Source organism: Gandjariella thermophila (assembly GCF_005405885.1).
In the GTDB taxonomy this organism is placed as follows: Bacteria; Actinomycetota; Actinomycetes; order Mycobacteriales; family Pseudonocardiaceae; genus Gandjariella; species Gandjariella thermophila.
Window position 1 is genome coordinate 116,817 of sequence record NZ_BJFL01000003.1, and the last position, 14,527, is coordinate 131,343.

Here is a 14,527-nt window from a genome sequence, read left to right on the forward strand (position 1 = left end):
CACGCGGGCCGGGCCACGGGCGGCGGTCCGGCGCTCAGCCGAAGAGTTCCGGCCAGTACGGCCCGACGGCGGCGCGCACCGCATCCAGGTCGGCCGCGGTGCGCTCGGGGTGCATGGCCGAGTCGTCCGGCAGGTAGGCCAGCGGGTCGGCCAGCAGCGGTCCGGTGCCGAGCAGGCCCTCAACCAGCGCGTGCAGGCACAGCGCGGCGTACCCGCGCAGGTAACCACCCTCCTGGGTGAACAGCACCCGGCCACCGGCCACGGCGTCGGCCAGCGCCGCGACCCGGCCGCCGATCTTCCGGTAGCCGGCCGCGGTGAGGTTGTGCCGCCCGTTGGGGTCGAACGTCGACCCGTCGAATCCGGACGCGCACACCAGCAGGTCGGGTGCGAAGCGGTCCAGCAGCGGGGCCACCACCTCGTCCAGCGCACACAGGTAGGCGGCGTCCCCGGCGCCCAGCGAGAGTTCCACGTTCACGTTGCGGCCGGCGCCAGGGCCGGCGCCGACCTCGGCGGGCGCGCCGGTCTGCGGGTGGTTCTCCCCCCACGGGCCGTGCCGCATGTGCAGCGACACGGTCAGCACGTCCGGGTCGGCGTAGAAGAGTTGCTGGGTGCCGTTGCCGTGGTGCACATCCCAGTCCAGCACGGCGACCCGGCGGCAGCCGGCCCGGCGCGCCGCCTCCACCGCCAGCGCGGCGTTGTTCACCAGGCAGTACCCGTCCGCCCGGTCCACCTGGGCGTGGTGGCCGGGCGGGCGGACCAGCGCGTAGGCACGCCGCGCCTCGCCGGCCAGCACCGCCTCCGCGGCGGCCAGCGTGGTACCGGCCGCCGCGCACACTGCCTCCCACGACCCCGGGCCGACCACGGTGTTCTCCTCCATCGTGGTGCGGCCGGGGCCGGCGCACGCGGCTCGCAGCCGGTCCAGGTAGCGGCGGTCGTGCACGGCGGCAAGCTCCGCCACGGTGGCCAGCCGGCCGGTCCGCCAGCGCAGCCGGGGGGCCACCGGCCCGTCGCGCAGCACCGCGCGGAAGGTGCGCAGCCGCGCGGCGTTCTCCGGATGCGGCTCCGGCTGGTCCAGCCACGGCCAGTGGCCGGGCAACTCCCACAGGCCGTCCCCGGGGTCGTGGTCCAGGCAGGCGTCGTGCCAGAAGACGTCCACGTCCAGTGAGGCTAGGGACCGAACGGTGCGGACCCCGAACGAAATCAGGGTGGTCACGGATGCACCGCACCGGCGGAACTGGCGCACACTGGTCTCATGGGAATGGTCATGGACCTGATCGCCTACGTCGTCGCCGTGGTCGGTCTGCTTGCCGCGCTGGCGCACGATGGCTACCTGGCGATGCTGGGCTCCGCCGCGCGCAAGCGCGCCGGCGGTGCGCCGATCGCGCAGTACGTGCGCGGCCGCTGGCCGGTGGCCGGCGTCACCACGGTCGTCGCGCTGCTCGCACTGTGGATGGCCGGCGGCAGCGCCTTCTCCGACGTGCTGGCCATCGTCGTGGGTGCGGGCAGCGGCATGGCCGCCACCCGGGCGCTGCAGGCCACCAAGGAGCGGTTCCGCACCGGCGGCTGACGCCGACCACCCGCCTCACCCGACCCGGTGTCGCCCGCCGCGACAACGGGGGTCCCTCGATGGTCGGCCGCCACGCCGGCCGTAGTCTCGGCAACGTCCCGGGCGCGCCCGGCGGCGGGACAGCGGGGGAAGGGTCTTTCGGCATGGACAACGGGGCGGACTCCGACGAGCTTGGCCGGGGCCGGCGTGCGGCGCCGGCCGGATCCGGCGGGGCGCCGCACCCGCTGACCGGTTCGCCGCTGCCGCCGCGCGGGCGGTGGCCGGCCGAGCCGGCGAAGGCCGCCTCGCCCGGTGCCGAGCCGGCCGGCCTGTGCGCGTTCAACATCGGCCTGGTGCCCGCCTCGGTGACGCCGCCCCGCACCTGGCGGCAGGCGGCGTGGTTCGCGGTGCTGTCCTCGGCCGCCGTCCTGACCGGCCTGCTGCTGGTCGCCGCGCTGCTCGGATCGCCGCCGCCGGGCAGCAGGATCGACGCGCTGCCCGGATACCCGAGCGTGGTGCCGACGATCGTGCCGCCACCCGGCGGGACACCGGGCCGGCCGGTGCGCGACCGCCCGGTGGTGCTGGCCGCGGGCACCGAGCGCGGCGCGGCGCACGGCTGGCCGGACGGCGCGCGGGAGGGTGATCCCGCCGGGCCGGCCACCGGGCCAGCCGTTCCGGCCCGGCCCGGCCACCTGCCCGGTACGCCGGGTGAACTGCCGGCGGTCAGCGTCGTGGCCGGCGCCGGACCGTCGATCATCAACGGCGAGACGATCGCCAACGAGACGCAGCGCTTCTACGGCAGCGTGCTGGACAACGTGCGGCGGGCGTACACGATGACCACCGGAGCGCTGCACGCCGACGGCCTCGCCGCGCTGGCCGACCGGTACCGCGACGTGACCGCGATGCGGCTGGAAAGCATCACCGCGGACCCGGGGCGGGGCGTCACCACCAACGTCCTGGAGATCACCCGGCGGGACGGCTCGGTGCGCACCGAGCGGCGGGAGCTGGTGTTCTCCCGCGGCTCCGCGCCCGGCGACGGTCCCAAGATCAGCGACGAGCGGCCCGGCTAGCGCGCCCAGCGGTGGATTTCCCGACGCGCAGGTGAACTCCGCAAAGTAAACATTCCCCCTTGCGAGGGACGGCGCCCGACCGCTGGTCGCCACGAAGAGGTGAACTTCCTGCTGAAGCTGGCGCAGGGCTTCGCGACCACGGTACGTGTTTCCCCCACACCGAGCCTCACGCGGAGGCTCGGGCTGCCCGGCGGCACCGCCGACTGTCCCGCCGCCGCCCCCGGCACGGACGCGGGGAACCGGGGGCCACCGGACGGGCACCGGGCAGCCCACACGCCAGGTACGGAGGAAGTGGCAGTGCAGCGTCTGACGGCTCGCCGGCGGCACCGCCGGGCGGGATCGGTCACGGTGGCGGAGCTGCTCAAGAAGCAGCCGGTTCCGATGTCCCTTCCACCCAGCTCCCACTCGGCCGTCCGCAGTTGCGACCTGGACGAGTTGCTCGGCCCGCCCGCCGAGCCCGGTGAGGTGGACCCGGACGAGCCCCGCCAGCCCGGCAACGTCGCCAAGCTGGTCGGCCTCGCCGCCGGCGCGCTGGTGCTCTGCGGCTCGGTGGCGGCCGCCGCGGTGATCAGCGACCACCGGGCCGTCAACCCGTTCCCGCAGCCGCTGGCCACCCCGCCGCTGGAGATCACCGGTGCCGGCGCGCTCCGCCCGGACATGCTCGGCGCTCAGCTCGCCGGGGCCGGTGGGCCGCCGCCGGCTGCCGTGCAACCGGCGGGCCCACTACCCGGTCTCGCGGTCGCCCCGGACGCCGACCCTGCCGGCGGCCCGGCCGCGACGACCGCGCCCGCATCCTCGGCCGTGGTCGCACCGCGCACCAGCGTCGCCGCGGCACCCGGTGCGCCCGCCCCGCTCGCCGCCGGCAGCGGCGGCCCGGCCGGCCAGCGGCCGGGCACGCCGGTCGGTGTGGTGCAGGAGTTCTACCGGCTACTGGGCCAGCAGCCGGACGCCGCCTCCGCCCTGCTGGCCCCGGAACTGCGCGACGCCGACCCGACCGGGTTCGCGCAGTCCTGGGCGTCGGTGCTGGCGCTGCGGCTGGAGCGGGCCGAGCAGCGGGACGACCAGTCGGTGTTAGCCATCGTCGCGATCCAGCGTCGCGACGGAAGCTGGCTGCGGGTCGAGCAGGTGCTGCGGCTCTCGGCCACCAGACCGCCGCAGATCATCGGCGCGGAGATCCTCGCGGCGCAGGTCGATCGGTGACACTACGCATCCGTTTGCCGGTCGACCATTAGGCCGAATGGACGCATTCTCGGGAAAGGTTGAGCCGAAGCGGTGACGCCGCTCGGCCCCGTCAGGTATCTCAACTACGTCCGGTGACGTCCCGAGGAAGGTGTCCGACCGTGCCAAACGGCAGTGCGCGGCCGCAAGAACGTTCACCTCACGATCAGGTCACGGTTGCGGAGCTGATCGCCAGGCACGGCGGCAGCCGGCGCACGCCGTCGCGCCGGGCACGGCCGGCCCAGCAGCCGGCATACCGACCCACGCCACCGGAGAGCGACGCGGACCGCACCGTTCGGTTCGCCGCGGTCCGGCCGGACGCGACCGCCACGGACGCCGGCCGGTTGACCAGATCCACGCCGAACGCCGGCGGCCGGGACAGATCCGACCTGGAGCGGACCGACCGGTTCGCGTTGCGCGGAGACGTCCCGGGCTGGGGCGGGGCGACCACCGGCCGCGGCCGCCCCGGGGCCACCACCGACCTCTTCCGGCCTCATGTGCCGGCCGACCCCGAGCGCACCGGCACCATCGCCGGCCTGGACCGCGTCGCCACGGCGCCCGGCGCCGAGCACACGCGCGTGCGGGTCGAGGGGGCTGAGACCGAGACCGCAGCCGACGCGGAGCGCACCCGGGTGGTGCCCGACAGCGCGCACCGCACCGAGCGCTCCGACGCCATGCGCCGCGCAGACCGATCCGGCACCACTGTCGCGCCGGCCGGGGCGTCCCACGGCGGCACGGCGAGCAACGCCGCGGCGGGCGAGGGGTCGGAAGCCGACGAGCTGTACGTGGGCGAGTTGCTCCGCCGGGAGGGCCGCAACGACGACGAGGTCCGCGGCGGCGTGCAGCTGCGGCGGATCCTCGCGGCCGCTGCCGGGGTGAGCGCCCTGTGCGGTGCCGTCGCGTTCGGCGCCACCCACCTGGTCGACCAGAGCCAGCAGTCCGCCTCCCCCTCGCCGGACCACCCGCTGCGGGTGGTGCCCGGCAATCGGGCCACCGACCCGTCGGACCTCGGCTCCGCGCTCGCGCCGCAGCGGGATGCGGCGACCACCTCGGCGCCCACCCCCGCGGACACCACCACGGCGGCCAGCGCGGGCGGCACCGTGGCCCGGAGCAAGCCGGCCGCGGCCGCCCCGACCCGGGCCGCCACCTCCACCACCCCCACGGCACCCCCACCGAGCCGGTCCAGCACGGGAGCGCCGACCTCGGGATCGACCTCGGGCAGCGGCTCGACGTCGCCGTCCTCGTCGCCGTCGTCCTCCTCGCCGTCCAGCACGACCAGCTCGCCGCCGCCCAGCTCCGGCAGGGGCGGTTCCGGTGGATCCGGCGGCTCGGGTGGCTCCGGCGGGTTGCTCGACCCGGTGACCGGGCTGGTCGGCGGAGTGTTCGGCGCCACCAACCCGTGATTCACCGGGGCGACCGGACCACGCCGTACCCGATCATTGTGTTTTAGGTCACACCCGAATCGGGTATGGCGATGCGGGCATCCGTCACCTGGGCGTGCCAAGATGTCCGCCGCGTGTCCACCGGGTCGCCCCGGCGACGTCCGGTGGTCCGCGGCCGAGGATCGTCAGCCTCGGCGTGCGTCCGGTCCGCCAGGTCCGGGTCGCCGCGCCGGGAGGTGGCTCCCGGCAACCAGACCATGGACAACTGCACGGTGCCGCGACACGACGGGCTGAGTCCATTCCCGTACGGGCAACCCCTACCCTTGGTGCCGTGACCTACCTGGGGAGCCGTCACGTGAGCGAGCAGGGCGACACCGCCGCCCAAGTCCGTTTCTCGGTACACGTGTCACGGCGGTGCGGCGAGGAGCTGGGCGGGTGACTGGAGAAGGCCGTGCGGTCGCCGGGCGTTATCGATTGGTCGAACGCATCGGCAGCGGTGCGATGGGCGTGGTGTGGCGGGCCCACGACGAGCGCCTGCACCGCACCGTGGCGGTCAAGGAACTGCTGCTCTCGCCTGGGCTGAGCGAGGGTGAGGCCGACGAGGCCAAGCAGCGCGCCATGCGGGAGGGGCGGCTCGCCGCCCGGCTGCACCACCCGAACGCGATCGCGGTGTTCGACGTGGTCGACGAGGACGGCGTGCCCTGCCTGGTGATGGAGTACCTGCCGTCACGCAGCCTGTCGGCGGTGATGGCCGAGCGCGGCCCGCTGCCGCCTCGGGAGGTCGCCAGGATCGGCGCCCAGGTGGCCGCCGCGCTGGCCGCCGCGCACAGCGCCGGCATCGTGCACCGCGACATCAAACCCGGCAACGTCCTGCTCGGCGAGGACGGCACCGTCAAGATCACCGACTTCGGCATCTCCCGCGCCAGCGACGACGTCACCGTCACCAAGACCGGCATGATCGCCGGCACACCCGCCTACCTGGCGCCGGAGGTGGCGCTGGGCCGCGACCCCGGCCCGGCCTCGGACGTGTTCTCCCTGGGCTCCACGCTCTACGCCGCGGTGGAGGGCGAACCACCGTTCGGCCTGAGCGAGAACACCCTCGGCCTGCTGCACAGCGTTGCCACCGGCCAGATCAACCCGCCCCGGCAGGCCGGGCCGCTCACCGACGTGCTGCAGTACCTGCTGCGCAGCGACCCCGAGGCGCGGCCGAGCACCGCGGAGACCCGGGAACTGCTGCAGGCCGTGGCCAACGGCCAGGTGCCCAGCGTGCCCGGACCGGACGCCGCCACGTCGTATCTGGGCGGCGGCGAGACCGTGGTGCAGGACCAGTACGGCACCCGGATGCTCGGCGACTCCCCGTACCAGGGCACCACCCAGCACGTGGCCGGTGTGGCCGGCGGCGGGACGCGTGCCCAGGCGGCGCCGGTGCCGCCCGCGCCGCCGCGCAAGGGCCGCCGGGGCCTGCTGGTGTCCGGGCTCGCCCTGCTGGCCGTGCTGCTCGTCGGCGGGCTGCTGCTGGCGAACAACTTCTTCAACAACCACGCCGGCGGCACGCCGCCGCCCAACGACAACCGGCAGACCGCGATCCAGCCGGCCCCGCTGCCTCCGGCCCAGACCAGCGAGACGGAGGAGACCACGACGCGGCACGTCTCCCGGACGACCACCGAGGAAGAGCAGCCGACCGGGGTGACCAGCCAGCGGCCGACCACGACGACCACCACGCCGCCGGAGACCACCACGCAGCGCACCACCACGACGTCGTCGAAGCCGCCGACGACGAGCACGTCAGCAACCCCGCCGCCGACTCAACCGTCTAACGGCTAGTGGGTGTGGTTGCGTTAGTGGTCATACGGGCCGGCGCCGGGGTGGGCCGGTGGTCGGTTCGGGTCCGTTCGCGGCTTCGGTTCGCGGCCGTCGCCAGTGCGGACGGTCGGCCTTTGGCAGGCGAGGAATACGGAGGGGAGCTGTGACCGAGGAGGGCCGCACAGTCGCCGGCCGCTACCGGTTGGTCCAGCGCATCGGCAGCGGCGCGATGGGCGTGGTGTGGCAGGCGCACGACGACCGCCTGCACCGCACCGTCGCGGTCAAGCAGCTTCTCCTCGAACCTGGGCTGCCGGCGGGTGAGGCCGAGGAGGCCAAGCTGCGCGCCATGCGCGAGGGCCGGATCGCCGCCCGCCTGCACCACCCGAACGCGATCGCCGTCTACGACGTCGCCGAGGAGGACGGCCAGCCCTGGCTGGTGATGGAGTACCTGCCGTCGAAGAGCCTCTCGACGGTGTTGACCGAGCGCGGCACGCTGCCTCCGCAGGAGGTCGCCAGGATCGGCGCGCAGATGGCCGCCGCGCTGGCCGCCGCGCACAGCGCCGGCATCGTGCACCGCGACATCAAACCCGGCAACGTCCTGCTCGGCGAGGACGGCACCGTCAAGATCACCGACTTCGGCATCTCCCGGGCCACCGGCGACGTCACGGTCACCGCCACCGGCATGCTCGCCGGCACGCCCGCCTACCTGGCGCCGGAGGTGGCCAAGGGCTACGACCCCGGGCCGCCGTCGGACGTGTTCTCCCTGGGCTCCACGCTCTACGCCGCGACCGAGGGGGAGCCGCCGTTCGGGGTGAACGAGAACACCCTGGCCATGCTGCACGCGGTCGCCGCCGGGCAGACCAACCCGATCCGGCACGCCGGTCCGCTCACCCCGGTGCTGACCCAACTGCTGCAGGTGGAGCCCACCGACCGGCCGGACATGACGCGGGCGCAGGAGGCGCTGGCCGCGATCGCCGCCGGCCGTTCCGTGCCGCCCGGCCTGCTGGCCACCGGCACCGCGACCCAGCCCGTGCAGAACTGGCGCACCACCCAGCAGGCGCCGGCCGAGCGGCCGGTGACCGGGCCGATGCGGGTTCCGCCGCCGGGACCCAACCCGACCCGGCTGGACGCCCGGCCGCTGGGCGAACTGCCCGCCGCGTCGAGGACGGGCACGCGCGGGCCGGTCGGACCACCGCCGCCGGCCCGGCCGGCCGCACCCGCCGCCGCTCCCTCCGGCCCTCCGCCCGGCAGACGATCGAGCCGGCGCCCGATGATGGTGACCGGCCTGGCCATCGTCGCCGCCGCGATCGCCGGCATCCTGCTGGCCAGCGCGTTCACCAACACGAAGAACCAGAGCGACAACCAGTCGTTGCGCACCTCCGCGCCGCCCCCGGCACCGGTCACCAGCACGACGTCCCGGCCGCCCAGGCGGACCACCACGACCACCGCACCGGAGACCACCACCACGTCGGAACAGGTCTCGGTGCAGCAGATGGAGCAGGCGGTGCGGGAGTACTACTCGCTACTGCCCAAGCACCCGGAACAGGCGTGGCAGCGGCTCAGCCCGCGGTTCCAGGCGGCCACGCACGGCTTCGACACCTACAAGGCGTTCTGGTCGCAGATCGACGAGGTGAAAGTGGGCCGCCAGGTCGCGGCCAACGCCAAGTCGATCAGCTTCCTGATGACCTTCAAGACCAAGGACGGCCGCACCGGCCGCGAGCTGCACTCGTTCTCCTTCGCGCAGCAGAACGGCGAGTTGCTGATCGACCAGGAGGGCCGGGCACCGGCACCCGCCTTCGGTGACGGCGGCGACACGTTCACCACCGGTGGCGGCGACCCGGCGGGCGGCGGCGGTACGCCCACCAGCACCCAGGGCGGTGACGCCAACTTCGGCGGCTGACGGCCGGCGGCTACTCAACTCCTGTTCCGGAACGCGCGCCGCGATCACGTCGCCGGGGCTCGACGGTCGCATGGCACCACCGGCCTGCCGGTCGGGAACCCCGCCGCCGCGATCGCGGGGCTTCGCCCTGGCGCGTTCCCCAGCTCGTTATCGCAGCTCCCTCCGGTTCCGGGTCAGACAAGCCGGCGGTCGGTGGCCCACCGGGACAGCTCGTAGCGGTTGGACAGTTGGGTCTTGCGCAGCACGCTGGAGACATGGGTCTCCACCGTCTTCACCGAGATGAACAGCTCGGCGGCGATCTCCTTGTAGGCGTATCCCCTGGCCAGCAGGCGGAGCACGTCCCGCTCCCTCGGGGTGAGCAGGTCCAGCTCCGGGTCCCCGACCGGCGCCGCGCCGGGCCGTTCGGAGAAGGCGTCCAGCACGAACCCGGCCAGCCGCGGCGAGAACACCGCATCGCCCTCGGCCACCCGGCGGATCGAGCGGGCCAGCTCGTGGCCGGAGATCGTCTTGGTGACGTAGCCGCGCGCCCCGGCCCGGATCACCGCGATCACGTCCTCGGCCGCGTCGGACACGGACAGCGCGAGGAACACGACGCCGGGGTGGTCGGGCCGGACCCGGCGGAGCACCTCGGCGCCGCCGCCTTCGGGCATGTGCACGTCGAGCAACACCACGTCCGGCTGCCGGTGCACGATCCCGGCCACCGCCTCGGCCACCGAGCCGGCCTCGCCGACCACCTCGACGTCGCCCGCCGCGGAGTCGAGTTCGGCGCGCACCCCGGCGCGGAACAGCGCGTGGTCGTCCACCAGGAACACCCGCACCGGACCCCTGCGTTCGGCCGGCTGGCCGCTTCCCTGGCTGGTCACCGGGTTCCCTCCTCCGTGTCCACCCGCACTCGGGCCGTCACGCCCTGACTTCCCTGGTCCGCCGCGGCATGCCGAGTTGGACCTCGGTGCCTTCGCCCGGGGTGGTGCGCAGCGCCACCTCACCGCCGTGCCGGTTCATCCTGCCCCGGATCGAGTCGGCCAGGCCGTGCCGGTCCTCCGGGACCGCGTCCGGGTCGAAGCCCTTGCCACGGTCCCGCACGAACATGGTGACCCGCTCGGGCTCGACCTCGGCGTACACGCTGACCTCGGCCACGCCGGCGTGCTTGCCGGCGTTCACGATCGCTTCCCTGGCCGCCTGGACGAGAGCCGCGAGCCGGTCGTCCATCGGGCAGTCGCCGACCACCACCTGCTGCACGTCCAGGGCGAAGCTGTCCTCCACCTCGCCGCACACCGTAGCGACCGCCTCGGCGAAGGTGTCCTCCCCGGCGGTGCCGCCGGCCTGCTCGGCCACCTGCGCGGCCTTCTCCGCGGCGCCGCCGTACCCGGAGGGACCGTACAGCCAGGTGCGCAACTGCCGTTCCTGGCTGCGGGCCAGCCGGCGCACCTCACGGTTGCCCTCCGCGTGCCGCTGGATCAGCGCGAGCGTCTGCAGCACCGAGTCGTGCAGGTGGGCGGCGATCTCCGCGCGTTCCTCGGTGCGGATCCGGGCCCTGCGCTCCTCGCCGAGGTCACGTACCAGGCGGATCCACCACGGCACGGTCAGCACCGCCACGCCGATCAGCGCGGCGATCACCGCGAGCAGGGCGAACTGCACCTGGTCCAGGTTGAGCCGGCCGAGCAGGAACACCGCGATACCGGCCACCACCAGGGCCACCCCGGCGAACACCCGCACCAGCGCGGCCCGGCCGCCGTCGCCGAGCACCACGTTCAGCACGCCGGACCGGGCGCCGTCCTTCCAGCGGCGCCGCTGCGCCTCGTCGGCCTCCCGCCACACCACCGCGGCACCGACCAGGGCGACGCACAGCGGGCCGGTTACCCAGCTACCCACCGTGCCGGAGATCATCCCGCCGAGCAGCGCCATGCCGACGCCGACGGCGACCAGCCCGATCGCCTGCTGCCGCTGCCGCGGCGTCTCCTCCGCCTCCGTGCTGCCGGCCGGCCGCTGCGGCACGAAGATCCAGAGCAGGCCGTAGCCCACCACGCCGGCGCCGCCGAGCGCGGCCAGCGCGGCGAACGCCACCCGCACCCACAGCACGTCCACGCCGAGGTGGTCGGCGAGCCCACCGGCCACCCCGGCCACGACACGGCTGGACCGCCGGCGCCACAGCCGGTTGTTCGCCGCGCGGTCCGCCGGCACGTCGCCGCGGCCGGGCCGCCGTACCGCGCCGCTGGGGACCGCCCCCTCGTCACTCACGAAACCCATGGTCACACGCGGCCCACCGCGGGTCATCAGGGAAGCACCCGGGTTTTCCGGGGCGGGATCAGGGCCCTCCCCGATGTTCCGGGCCGCGCCGCGCCGCATGCTCGTTCCCATGAGCGGAAATGGAGGGGCACCCGGCGTCGAGGAGACGGTCCGGGACTTCTGGGCGAACCGGCCACGGCGGCCCAGGCGGGGACGCAAGATCGCTGGCGTGGCGGCCGGCGTCGGCGCGCAGTACGGCATCGACCCGGTGATCGTGCGGGTGGTGTTCGTGGTGAGCGCCTTCTACGGCGGTGTCGGGGTGCTGGCCTACCTGCTGGGCTGGCTGTTCCTGCCGGCCGACGACGACGAGGTGTCGCCGGTGGAGTCGCTCGCCGGCCGGGGGCGCAGCAACACCTCGGCCGTGCTGACCGTGCTGCTCTGCCTGGCGCTGTTCCCGGCGGCCACGTTCTTCCTGCACAACGGGGTGGGCGCGGTCATCGGCCTGGCGCTGATCGCGGCGGCGCTGTACCTGCTGCACCGGCACCGCGGGCAGGGCGGCGACACCACGGGCCAGGCGGCGGGCGGCGCGCCCACCGGGCCGCCGCCGGGGGTGGCCTCGGACCAGCCGACCGCGCCGGTCCATGAGTTCTCCACCGAGGCAGGGCACGGGCACGGCCGGCCGGAGGCGGGTGCGGCCGGGTCGGGTACCGGTGCGGTGGGGCAGACCACCCCGATGCGGCAGCCGCCGTCCTGGGACCCGCTGGGCGCCGCTCCGTTCGCCTGGGACCTGCCCGAACCGGGCGGGCGTCCGGAGCCGCCAGCCGAGCCGGAACCGCGGCCCCGCCGCTTCCCGGTCGGCCTGCTCACCAGCGGGGTGGCCCTGCTGGTGGTCGGCGCCTCCGTGCTGGTCGGCCAGTTGGTGGCGGGCACGTGGCTGACCGCGCCCCACGTGGTCGGCCTGGTCCTCGGGGTGCTGGGGCTGGGCATGGTCGCCGGATCGTTCCTGCACGGCGGTCGCGGCCTGATCGTGCTGGCCGTGCCGCTCTCGGTGGCCGGGTTCGTGTTGACCGCGGCGTCGCTGGACCACTGGGACGGCGCGGGCGATCGGGTGTACACCCCGACGGTGGCGCAGCAGGTGCTGCCCAGCTACCACCTTTCGGCCGGCAACAACATGCTGGACCTGCGCCAGCTCACCGGGGACGCGGTGACCCGCACCGGCGTGGACCTCGGCGTCGGCAACGCGGAGGTGCGGGTACCGGAGAACGCCGATGTCGAGGTGCACTGCACCGCCCACCTCGGCAACGTTGACTGCCTGGGCCACCAGTCGTCGGGCACCAACCCGCGCCAGGACGTGACCGACGCGGGGCCGGACGGTCCCGGCGGCCCGAAGCTGATCCTGGACGTGCACACGGGACTCGGAAACGTGGAGGTCCGCCGTGGCTGACAACACCGGCAGCACCGACAACGACCGCCTTGAGCGGCGGAGGACCAGCTTGCGGGCGCCGGACCCGATCACGCTGGTCGCCGGGGTCCTCACCCTGGGCGTGTCCGGCTACGTGCTCACCGACGGGGCGCTGGGCATCCCGTCCACCGACCCGAAGTGGCTGCTGGCCGGGGCGGCGCTGCTGATCGGCCTGCTGCTGCTGGCCGGGTCGCTGCGCGGCGGCCGGCGCAACCGGTAGGGGTCGTCACTCCCACTCGATGGTGCCCGGGGGCTTGCTGGTCACGTCCAGGACCACGCGGTTGACCTCGGGCACCTCGTTGGTGATCCGGGTGGAGATCCGTTCCAGCACGTCATAGGGCAACCGGGTCCAGTCCGCGGTCATCGCGTCCTCGCTGGACACCGGCCGCAGCACCACCGGGTGGCCGTAGGTGCGGAAGTCGCCCTGCACGCCGACGCTGCGCACCTCGGCCAGCAGCACCACCGGGCACTGCCAGATGTCCCGGTCCAGCCCGGCGGCGGTGAGTTCCTCCCGGGCGATGGCGTCCGCCGCGCGCAGCACGTCCAGCCGCTGCCTGGTCACGTCGCCGATGATCCGGATGCCCAGGCCGGGGCCGGGGAAGGGCTGGCGGTGCACGATCGTCTCGGGCAGGCCCAGTTCCAGGCCGACCCGGCGCACCTCGTCCTTGAACAGCTCGCGCAGCGGCTCGACCAGCCGGAACCGCAGGTCCTCGGGCAGGCCGCCGACGTTGTGGTGGCTCTTGATGTTCGCCGCGCCGGTGCCGCCGCCGGACTCCACCACGTCCGGGTACAGCGTGCCCTGCACCAGGAAGTCGTAGTGCTGGCCGTGCTCACCGGCCTCGGCCTGCAGGTTCCGCGCGGTCTCCTCGAAGACCTCGATGAACTCCCGACCGATGATCTTGCGCTTCTGCTCCGGGTCGGACACCCCGGCCAGCGCGGACAGGAATCGCTCCTCGGCGTCCACGGTGACCAGGTTGACCCCGGTGGCCGCGACGAAGTCCCGCTCCACCTGGGCGCGTTCCCCGGCGCGCAGCAGCCCGTGGTCGACGAACACGCAGGTGAGCCGGTCGGAGATGGCGCGCTGCACCAGGGCGGCGGCCACCGCGGAGTCGACACCGCCGGACAGCCCGCAGATGGCTCTGCCACCACCGATCCGCTCCCGGATCCGCGCCACCTGCTCATCCACGATCGACGCGGTGGTCCACTGTGGACGGATGCCGGCGACGTCGTGCAGGAACCGGCGCAGCACCTCCTGGCCGTGCGGGGTGTGCGCGACCTCGGGGTGGTACTGCACACCGGCGAACCGCCGGTCGGTGTCCTCGAAGGCGGCCACCGGCGCGCCCGCGCTGCTGGCGGTCACCACGAAACCCTCCGGCGCCTTGGTCACGCAGTCGCCGTGGCTCATCCACACCGGGTGGTGGCCGGGCAGGTCCTCGTGCAACCGGCCGCCGCCGCCCTGCACCGCGAGTTCGGTGCGGCCGTACTCGCGGGTGCCGGTGTGCTCGGTGGTGCCGCCGAGCGCCACGGCCATCGCCTGGAACCCGTAACAGATGCCGAACACCGGCACCCCGGCGTCGAACAGCGCCGGGTCCACCCGGGGCGCGCCCTCCTCGTAGACGCTGGCCGGGCCGCCGGACAGCACGATCGCCGCCGGGTCGCGGTCCAGCAGGTCCGGCACGCTGGCGGTGTGCGGCACGACCTCGGAGTACACCTGAGCCTCGCGCACCCGCCGGGCGATGAGCTGCGCGTACTGCGCGCCGAAGTCGACCACGAGCACGGGGCGCTGGCTGTTCGCGGGCACGGGCCGAACCTCCTGGTCGAAACGAGCGCTCTGATTACCTCCATCGTCCCAGGTGACGCCGGTCTCCGTGGCGGCACCCCTGGCGGTGCCGGCGGCACTCGCCATTGTGGTGCGCATGC

The 14,527-nt window shown here is 74.5% G+C and carries 12 protein-coding genes; 8 read left to right on the top strand and 4 right to left on the bottom strand.

The window, feature by feature from the left end:
- Positions 1-34: 34 nt before the first annotated feature.
- The gene (locus FFT21_RS04400; RefSeq protein ID WP_225978088.1) at positions 35-1,213 is read right to left on the bottom strand and encodes an arginase family protein; all 1,179 of its coding nucleotides are present in this window, start codon (positions 1,211-1,213) and stop codon (positions 35-37) included.
- Positions 1,214-1,252: 39 nt separating this feature from the next.
- On the opposite strand from FFT21_RS04400, the gene FFT21_RS04405 reads away from it, so the two are divergent.
- The 6 genes from FFT21_RS04405 to FFT21_RS04430 all read left to right on the top strand — a co-directional run bounded on the left by FFT21_RS04405 (position 1,253) and on the right by FFT21_RS04430 (position 8,919).
- Entirely contained in the window at positions 1,253-1,567 is a 315-nt protein-coding gene (locus FFT21_RS04405; RefSeq protein WP_137812449.1) for a hypothetical protein, read from the top strand.
- Positions 1,568-1,710: 143 nt separating this feature from the next.
- Complete coding sequence (locus FFT21_RS04410; RefSeq protein WP_137812450.1) at positions 1,711-2,616, top strand: hypothetical protein; 906 nt, start codon at positions 1,711-1,713, stop codon at positions 2,614-2,616.
- 297 nt (positions 2,617-2,913) lie between these two features.
- A complete protein-coding gene (locus tag FFT21_RS04415) occupies positions 2,914-3,816 on the top strand; it encodes a hypothetical protein (protein WP_137812451.1) in 903 nt (300 codons plus the stop codon).
- A 140-nt stretch (positions 3,817-3,956) separates the two neighbouring features.
- Positions 3,957-5,237, top strand: coding sequence for a hypothetical protein (locus FFT21_RS04420; protein ID WP_137812452.1), 1,281 nt, complete (start codon positions 3,957-3,959; stop codon positions 5,235-5,237).
- Between the two features lie 414 nt (positions 5,238-5,651).
- Entirely contained in the window at positions 5,652-7,040 is a 1,389-nt protein-coding gene (locus tag FFT21_RS04425; protein ID WP_137812453.1) for a serine/threonine-protein kinase, read from the top strand.
- A 142-nt stretch (positions 7,041-7,182) separates the two neighbouring features.
- A complete protein-coding gene (locus FFT21_RS04430; RefSeq protein ID WP_137812454.1) occupies positions 7,183-8,919 on the top strand; it encodes a serine/threonine-protein kinase in 1,737 nt (578 codons plus the stop codon).
- A 173-nt stretch (positions 8,920-9,092) separates the two neighbouring features.
- Here the strand turns inward: FFT21_RS04430 and FFT21_RS04435 are convergent, their stop codons facing one another.
- Together FFT21_RS04435 and FFT21_RS04440 are read right to left on the bottom strand one after the other, a co-directional pair.
- Positions 9,093-9,782, bottom strand: a complete 690-nt coding sequence (locus FFT21_RS04435) for a response regulator (RefSeq protein ID WP_137812455.1) — start codon at positions 9,780-9,782, stop codon at positions 9,093-9,095.
- 37 nt (positions 9,783-9,819) lie between these two features.
- Positions 9,820-11,166 (bottom strand): PspC domain-containing protein, encoded by a 1,347-nt coding sequence (locus FFT21_RS04440; RefSeq protein WP_225978089.1) that lies wholly within the window; start codon positions 11,164-11,166, stop codon positions 9,820-9,822.
- Between the two features lie 109 nt (positions 11,167-11,275).
- On the opposite strand from FFT21_RS04440, the gene FFT21_RS04445 reads away from it, so the two are divergent.
- Both FFT21_RS04445 and FFT21_RS04450 read left to right on the top strand, forming a co-directional pair.
- Positions 11,276-12,589: a PspC domain-containing protein gene (locus FFT21_RS04445; protein WP_225978090.1), complete on the top strand. Its 1,314-nt coding sequence runs from the start codon at positions 11,276-11,278 to the stop codon at positions 12,587-12,589.
- A complete protein-coding gene (locus FFT21_RS04450; protein ID WP_225978091.1) occupies positions 12,582-12,827 on the top strand; it encodes a hypothetical protein in 246 nt (81 codons plus the stop codon). The genes FFT21_RS04445 and FFT21_RS04450 overlap by 8 nt, the downstream gene beginning before the upstream one ends.
- 6 nt (positions 12,828-12,833) lie before the next feature.
- On the opposite strand, the gene guaA is transcribed toward FFT21_RS04450, so the two are convergent.
- Positions 12,834-14,408 (bottom strand): glutamine-hydrolyzing GMP synthase, encoded by a 1,575-nt coding sequence (gene guaA, locus FFT21_RS04455; RefSeq protein ID WP_225978092.1) that lies wholly within the window; start codon positions 14,406-14,408, stop codon positions 12,834-12,836.
- Positions 14,409-14,527: the final 119 nt, after the last annotated feature.

Coding starts and splice junctions, on each gene's coding strand:
- FFT21_RS04405 (WP_137812449.1), top strand. CDS start 1,253: ATGGGAATGGTCATGGACCTGATCGCCTACGTCGTCGCCGTGGTCGGT.
- FFT21_RS04410 (WP_137812450.1), top strand. CDS start 1,711: ATGGACAACGGGGCGGACTCCGACGAGCTTGGCCGGGGCCGGCGTGCG.
- FFT21_RS04440 (WP_225978089.1), bottom strand. CDS start 11,166: ATGGGTTTCGTGAGTGACGAGGGGGCGGTCCCCAGCGGCGCGGTACGG.
- FFT21_RS04445 (WP_225978090.1), top strand. CDS start 11,276: ATGAGCGGAAATGGAGGGGCACCCGGCGTCGAGGAGACGGTCCGGGAC.